The sequence below is a fragment of the Hydrogenophaga sp. genome (assembly GCF_041633695.1).
Taxonomy (GTDB): Bacteria; Pseudomonadota; Gammaproteobacteria; order Burkholderiales; family Burkholderiaceae_C; genus Hydrogenophaga.
This window is the reverse complement of the sequence record NZ_JBFJMY010000262.1, coordinates 1-5,956: the sequence shown is the minus strand read 5'-3', so window position 1 is coordinate 5,956 and position 5,956 is coordinate 1. Positions and strand designations below refer to the sequence as shown.

Genomic DNA, 5,956 nt, shown 5'->3' with positions numbered 1-5,956 from the left:
TCCCACTGTGGAACCTCGTCGCCACGGGTGCGCAAATCGTCCAGGATCGCGTCCAGTTCGTCGAAATCGTCGTTGTCCATGGGCTTGTTCGGGGGATCGGAAATCATGGTTTTTCAGCTCGGGGTTCTATGATGACGACCAGTGTAGCTTTTGAAGGACCCCATGCTTGATCGACTGAATGCCCTTTACCCCGTGCGTTACACGGCGCTGGCGCTGTGCGTCCTGGGCGCCCTGCTGAGTCTGTTCACGCTGGTGGGTTTTGGCATCGGTGGCTGGACCTTTCTGATCTGCACCGGTCTGTCTGTGCTGGGTTTCTGGGATATGCGGCAGACCAGCAAGTCGGTGCTGCGCAACTACCCCGTGATCGGGCACCTGCGCTACACCCTGGAAAAAATCCGACCTGAAATGCGCCAGTACTTTCTGGAAAGCGATACCGAGGCCACGCCCTTCTCGCGCAGCCAGCGCAGCCTGGCCTACGCCCGCGCCAAAGGCCAGACCGACAAGCGGCCCTTTGGCACCCAGCTCAATGTCAAACAAAACGGCTTCGAATGGCTCAACCACTCGCTGGCCCCCAGCCACCTGCTCAGCCACGACTTCCGCATCACCGTGGGCGGCCCGGACTGCACCCAGCCCTATGACGCCAGCGTGTTCAATATCTCGGCCATGAGCTTTGGCGCGCTCTCGGCCCATGCGGTGCAAGCCCTCAACGCCGGCGCCCAGCGCGGCGGGTTTGCGCACGACACCGGTGAAGGCTCGATCTCGGTCCACCACCGCATGCACGGTGGCGACCTGATCTGGGAAATCGGCTCGGGTTACTTCGGCTGCCGCAACGACGACGGCAGCTTCAATGCCGAAAAATTCAGAACCAATGCCCTGGACGCCCAGGTCAAGATGATCGAGCTCAAGCTCAGCCAAGGTGCCAAACCCGGCCATGGCGGCGTGCTGCCGGGCAGCAAGGTCACGCCCGAAATCGCCGCCGCGCGCGGTGTGCCGCTGGGCCTGGATTGCATTTCGCCGTCCTCGCACAGCGCGTTCTCCACGCCGGTCGAGCTGATGGAGTTCATCGCCCAGTTGCGCGAACTCTCGGGCGGCAAACCCACCGGCTTCAAACTCTGCATCGGCCACCCCTGGGAATGGTTCGCCATCGTCAAGGCCATGCAATCCACCGGCATCACGCCCGATTTCATCGTGGTCGATGGCAGCGAAGGTGGCACCGGCGCCGCACCGCTGGAATTCACCGACCACGTGGGCGCGCCGCTGCAAGAGGGTTTGCGTCTGGTGCACAACACCTTGGTCGGCGTCAATCTGCGCGACCGCATCAAGATCGGCTGCGCGGGCAAGGTCATCAGCGCTTTTGACATTGCACGGGCCTTGGCCCTGGGCGCAGACTGGTGCAACAGCGCGCGCGGCTTCATGTTCTCGCTGGGCTGCATCCAGGCGCAGACCTGCCACACCGGCCACTGCCCCACCGGCGTGACCACACAAGACCCGGTGCGCCAGCAAGCGCTGGTGGTGCCCGACAAGGCCACCCGGGTCCACCTCTTCCACCAGGAAACGCTCAAGGCGCTGCAAGAACTGGTGCAAGCGGCCGGCTTGCAGCACCCCTGCGAAATCACCGCCCACCACATCGTGCGCCGGATCAATGAAAACGATGTGCGCCTGCTGTCCACGCTGCTGCCGGCCATGGCACCCGGCGCCTTGCTGCAAGGCGCGCAGGGCCAAACCAAGGTGTTCGAGGTGTATTGGCCGCAAGCGCGGGCCGAGCATTTCTCGCCGGTATGACTGCGGCGCGGCACCGGTCTTGTTGTCCGACTTCGCCCGACGCCTGCGGACCCCGGTTGGGGCGAGCCAAGCCCGTCAGGTGGGGGCGCTGACCCAGTGGCGGCTCACGGTCACGCCGAGCCGCACCAGCCGACGCGCCATGCACAGCACCGCCGCGTCTTTGCTCAACAACACGGCCCGGTGGGCAACGGCCAGGTCGATGAACTTCTGGTCGTCGGCGTCTTTGCAGGTGTAGGGCGCCTTGGCCGCTTCGGCGACGATGCAGACGCGCTGGTCGAACCGATGCAGCACCTCGCTGGCCGCCAGATGGCGGGCCGCCATGCGTTTGGCGATCTGCGGGTAGACCAGCACACGCAACAATTCCTCGCGCATGGCGACGGTGGCCAGCCAGCGGTGGGACAGCCCGTCGATGGCCTCGCGCAGACCGTTGGTGGCCGGGTCTTCAAACACGAACAGATCCAGCAAGATGTTGGTGTCGAGCACCATCGCGTTCGTTTCAAGGTTCTCACGCACGGCAGCCTCTCTCACGTCGAAAGAAGTGTCTCTATCCAGAGATGTCGCGGATCCGGCTTCGCCGGTCCTAGACATCGCCCTCTTGAGGGGGTCGCGCGGAGCGCGGCGGGGGTGTTTCATTCCTGCGCGCGATCAGGTCGAAGCGGAACAGGCGGCATTCGATAGGCCCGTTCCACAGCGGCACGCGGCGCGACTCTTTGAAACGCATCTTGCCCGGCAGTTTCAGGTCGGGCGTGAGCAGCCAGCCACTCCAGCCGGCGTAGTGGCTTTTCCAGTGCGAGGCCAGCTGGGTGAAGAACTCGCTGCCATCGCCACCGTCGGCCATTTGCGCACTCTCGCGGCCCTGGTCGTGCCCTTCCGCCGTGGGCGGCACGCCGTTCATGGTGAAGGTGCGGGGCGCGCGGGCTTGCGCCCGCATGGCGCGGGCACTGGCGCGGTCGCCCGCGTTCTGGCCCGCCACCCCGGCGGCGGCAATGCGGTCGCCATAGGGCGGGTTGAGCAACAACACGCCGGGCCGATCCGAGGGCGGGAGGCGCTGCAAGGCATCACCGCCACGCAACTCGATGGCGTGGGCCACGCCCGCGCGCTCGGCATTGCGCTGCGCAAAATCGACCATGCGGAACGACACATCGCTGCCAAACACGATCGGCGCGTGGCCGGTGGGCCATTCGCGTTGCGCACGCGCAGCGCCGGTCTTGATGGCCTCCCACACGTGGGGCTGGAACGGCAACAGTTTCTCGAACGCGAACCGCCGCAACTGGCCGGGCGCGATGTTCAACGCGATCTGTGCCGCTTCGATCAAGACCGTGCCACTGCCGCAGCACGGGTCGTACAACGGTGGTATGTCCTCCAGCGCCTGCTCGGCGCTGGCGCCCCAGCCGGTGGCGGCGATCATGGCGGCGGCCAGGGTTTCTTTCAGGGGGGCGTCGCCCTTGTCTTCGCGCCAGCCGCGTTTGAACAGCGGCTCGCCCGAGGTGTCCATGTAGAGCGTGAGCGTTTCGGTGGTGAGGTGGGCGTAGATGCGCACATCGGGCCAGGTGGTGTTGACACTGGGACGCTCACCGCGCTTGTCGCGAAAGCGGTCGCAGATCGCGTCCTTGATCTTGAGCGCGGCAAAGTTCAGGCTGGTCAGCGGACTGTGCTGGGCGGTGATCTCCACCTTGATGGTTTCTTTCGGCGTGAACCAGATCTCCCAGGCCACTTCGCCAGCGGCGTTGTACAAATCCTGCTCGTTGCGGTAGTCGCCGTGCCAGAGTTGCACCAGCACGCGCTGGGTGAGGCGGCTGTGCAGGTTGAGCAACAAGGCGTCGCGCCAGGACGCTTGCAGCGCCACGCCGCCGCGCGATTTTTGCAGCGGGGGCGCACCACAGATGCGCTGCACTTCGTCGGCGAGGAAATCCTCCACGCCCGCGGCGCAAGGCAGAAAAAGTTTGAGTTGGTTCATTGCAGTCGTTTCACCGCCGGGCCATCCCCAGGCGAAACAGCAGCCCGTGGGCGCTGCGACCCGCAAGGCGGCGAAGCAAGGGGGTCATGGGTCTAAAGTGATTTTCTGAGATTGGCCGGCGCAATGCGCAGGGCCTCGCGGTATTTGGCCACGGTACGCCGGGCGCACTCGATTCCTTGTTCTTTCAGCAGATCGGACAGCTGGTTGTCCGACAAGGGTTTCTTGGCCTCTTCGGCGGCGATGAACTGCTTGAGCAGTGCACGCACCGCCGTGCTCGAAGCGTTGCCGCCGGTTTCGGTGCCCAGGGACGAACCAAAGAAGAACTTGAGTTCGTAGGTGCCAAACGGCGTGGCCATGTATTTGGCGGTGGTCACACGGCTGATGGTCGATTCGTGCAGACCCAGTTCGTCGGCGATCTCGCGCAGCACCAAGGGGCGCATGGCCAGCTCGCCGTGCATGAAGAAGTTGCGCTGGCGCTCGACGATGGCGCTGGATACACGCAAGATGGTGTCGAATCGCTGCTGTATGTTCTTGATGAACCAGCGCGCCTCCTGCAGGCGTTGTTGCATGGACGCGTGTCCACCGTCGCCATTGTCCTTGGCGCCCCGGTTTTGCCGCAGGGCCTGTGCGTACACATCGTGCACCCGCAGGCGCGGCATGACGTCGGGGTTGAGCTGCACCTTGAAGCCGCGACCCGCGCGCAACACGATGACGTCAGGCACCACCACGTTGCGCTCCACGTCCACAAAGCGGCGACCCGGCTTGGGCTCCAGCCGCGCGATCAGGCCCAGCGCGGCGCGCACGGTTTCGTCGTCGAAGCCGCAGAGATTGCACAGGCGCTTGACGTCGCGCTTGGCCATGAGCTCCAGCGGTTGGCCGCAAATCGCCAGCGCCGCGCGCGCCTCGGGGCTGTTGCGCAGATCGAGAATTTGCAGGCGCAGGCATTCACCCAGATCGCGCGCGCCCACGCCAGTGGGCTCCATCTGCTGCAGCCACTGCAAGGCGGTGGACAAGCGTTGTTCCAGCGGCTCGATTTCTTCGATACCGATCTGGCCCGCCGCTTCGGGCACCATGCCCCTGGACATCACCAGCCAGGCCACGGCGAGGTCGTCCAGGCGGTCTTCAAGGTAACCGTCGTCGTTGAGCGACTCGATCAGAAAATACAGTGCCGCGCGGTCTTCTTCGTCCAGCCGCAGGCAGCGCGCCTGTTCGTGCAAGTGGTCTTGCAGGCTGACGGGGCTGCGCGCCAGATCGGCGGCGGTGGCGGTGTCGTCGTCGCCGCCCGAGCCGCTGTTGCGGGCGGGCGCGTCGCCACCCCATTCGCTGTCGTCGGCCGAGACCTCCACCGTGCCGTCACCGTCCCAGCTTTCTTCCACCGGGGCATCGGCCTCAGAACGGGTCTCGGCGCCGTCGGCATCGTTGCCGTCTGCGGTCGCGGTGTTCTTGTCGCGGAAATCGCTCTCTGCCGGGCTGGCCGCCACATCGGCACCGTTGGCCAGGCCCTCGGCGCTGGCTTCGGCGATCTGCTCGCCCGTGCTCACCGGCGCGTCGGCCTGGTCCAGACCAAATTCCTCGCGCTCCGCGACCTCGTCCGCCCGCTCCAGAAACGGGTTCTCGTCCAGCATTTGCTCCACTTCCTGCGCCATCTCCAGCGTGGAGAGTTGCAGCAGGCGTATGGATTGCTGCAACTGGGGCGTGAGCGCCAGGTGCTGCGAAACGCGAAGCGACAGGCCTTGCTTCATGCCAACGTCCTTGCCTGCAAGCGCAGCACAGCGCAGCGGCGCAACGACGCAGCAGCGACCCGCCAAGCGGTGGAACGTGGGGGCAACATCACCGTCTTCACATCCGGAAGTGTTCGCCGAGGTACACCCGGCGGACATCGGCGTTGGTCACGATGTCGGCCGGTGTGCCGCTGGTGAGCACGTGGCCTTCGTTGATGATGTAGGCGCGGTCGCAAATACCCAGGGTTTCGCGCACGTTGTGGTCGGTGATGAGCACGCCGATGCCACGGGATTTCAGGAACCCGATGATGCGCTGGATCTCGATCACCGCGATCGGGTCGATCCCGGCGAAAGGTTCGTCGAGCAGGATGAAACGCGGATTGGTCGCCAGGGCCCGGGCGATTTCCACCCGGCGGCGTTCGCCGCCCGAGAGCGCGGGCGCGGGCGAATCGCGCAAATGCTCGACATGCAGCTCTTTGAGCAAGGCATCGAGCCG

Annotated in this window: 5 protein-coding genes; 1 reads left to right on the top strand and 4 read right to left on the bottom strand. The window is 65.2% G+C overall.

Going from position 1 to position 5,956, the window contains the following annotated elements; genetic code table 11:
• Positions 1–162 precede the first annotated feature (162 nt).
• A complete protein-coding gene (locus ABYB95_RS15390; protein ID WP_372659446.1) occupies positions 163–1,782 on the top strand; it encodes an FMN-binding glutamate synthase family protein in 1,620 nt (539 codons plus the stop codon).
• A gap of 75 nt (positions 1,783–1,857) precedes the next feature.
• Here ABYB95_RS15390 and ABYB95_RS15385 read toward each other — a convergent pair whose 3' ends face one another.
• From ABYB95_RS15385 to ABYB95_RS15370, 4 genes are all read right to left on the bottom strand, one after another.
• Positions 1,858–2,295 carry a putative toxin-antitoxin system toxin component, PIN family gene (locus ABYB95_RS15385; RefSeq protein ID WP_372659445.1) on the bottom strand — a complete coding sequence of 146 codons (438 nt, stop codon included), beginning with the start codon at positions 2,293–2,295 and terminating at the stop codon, positions 1,858–1,860.
• Between the two features lie 67 nt (positions 2,296–2,362).
• The gene (locus tag ABYB95_RS15380) at positions 2,363–3,739 is read right to left on the bottom strand and encodes a class I SAM-dependent RNA methyltransferase (RefSeq protein ID WP_372659444.1); all 1,377 of its coding nucleotides are present in this window, start codon (positions 3,737–3,739) and stop codon (positions 2,363–2,365) included.
• A gap of 92 nt (positions 3,740–3,831) precedes the next feature.
• Entirely contained in the window at positions 3,832–5,481 is a 1,650-nt protein-coding gene (gene rpoN / locus ABYB95_RS15375; RefSeq protein ID WP_372659443.1) for an RNA polymerase factor sigma-54, read from the bottom strand.
• Between the two features lie 97 nt (positions 5,482–5,578).
• Positions 5,579–5,956 (bottom strand): ATP-binding cassette domain-containing protein (locus ABYB95_RS15370; RefSeq protein ID WP_372659442.1); only part of this gene is annotated, 378 nt, incomplete at its 5' end.

What these genes read in the sequence shown, in the direction of transcription:
- ABYB95_RS15390 (WP_372659446.1), top strand. Translation starts at nt 163, where the DNA reads ATGCTTGATCGACTGAATGCCCTTTACCCCGTGCGTTACACGGCGCTG.
- ABYB95_RS15380 (WP_372659444.1), bottom strand. Translation starts at nt 3,739, where the DNA reads ATGAACCAACTCAAACTTTTTCTGCCTTGCGCCGCGGGCGTGGAGGAT.
- rpoN (WP_372659443.1), bottom strand. Translation starts at nt 5,481, where the DNA reads ATGAAGCAAGGCCTGTCGCTTCGCGTTTCGCAGCACCTGGCGCTCACG.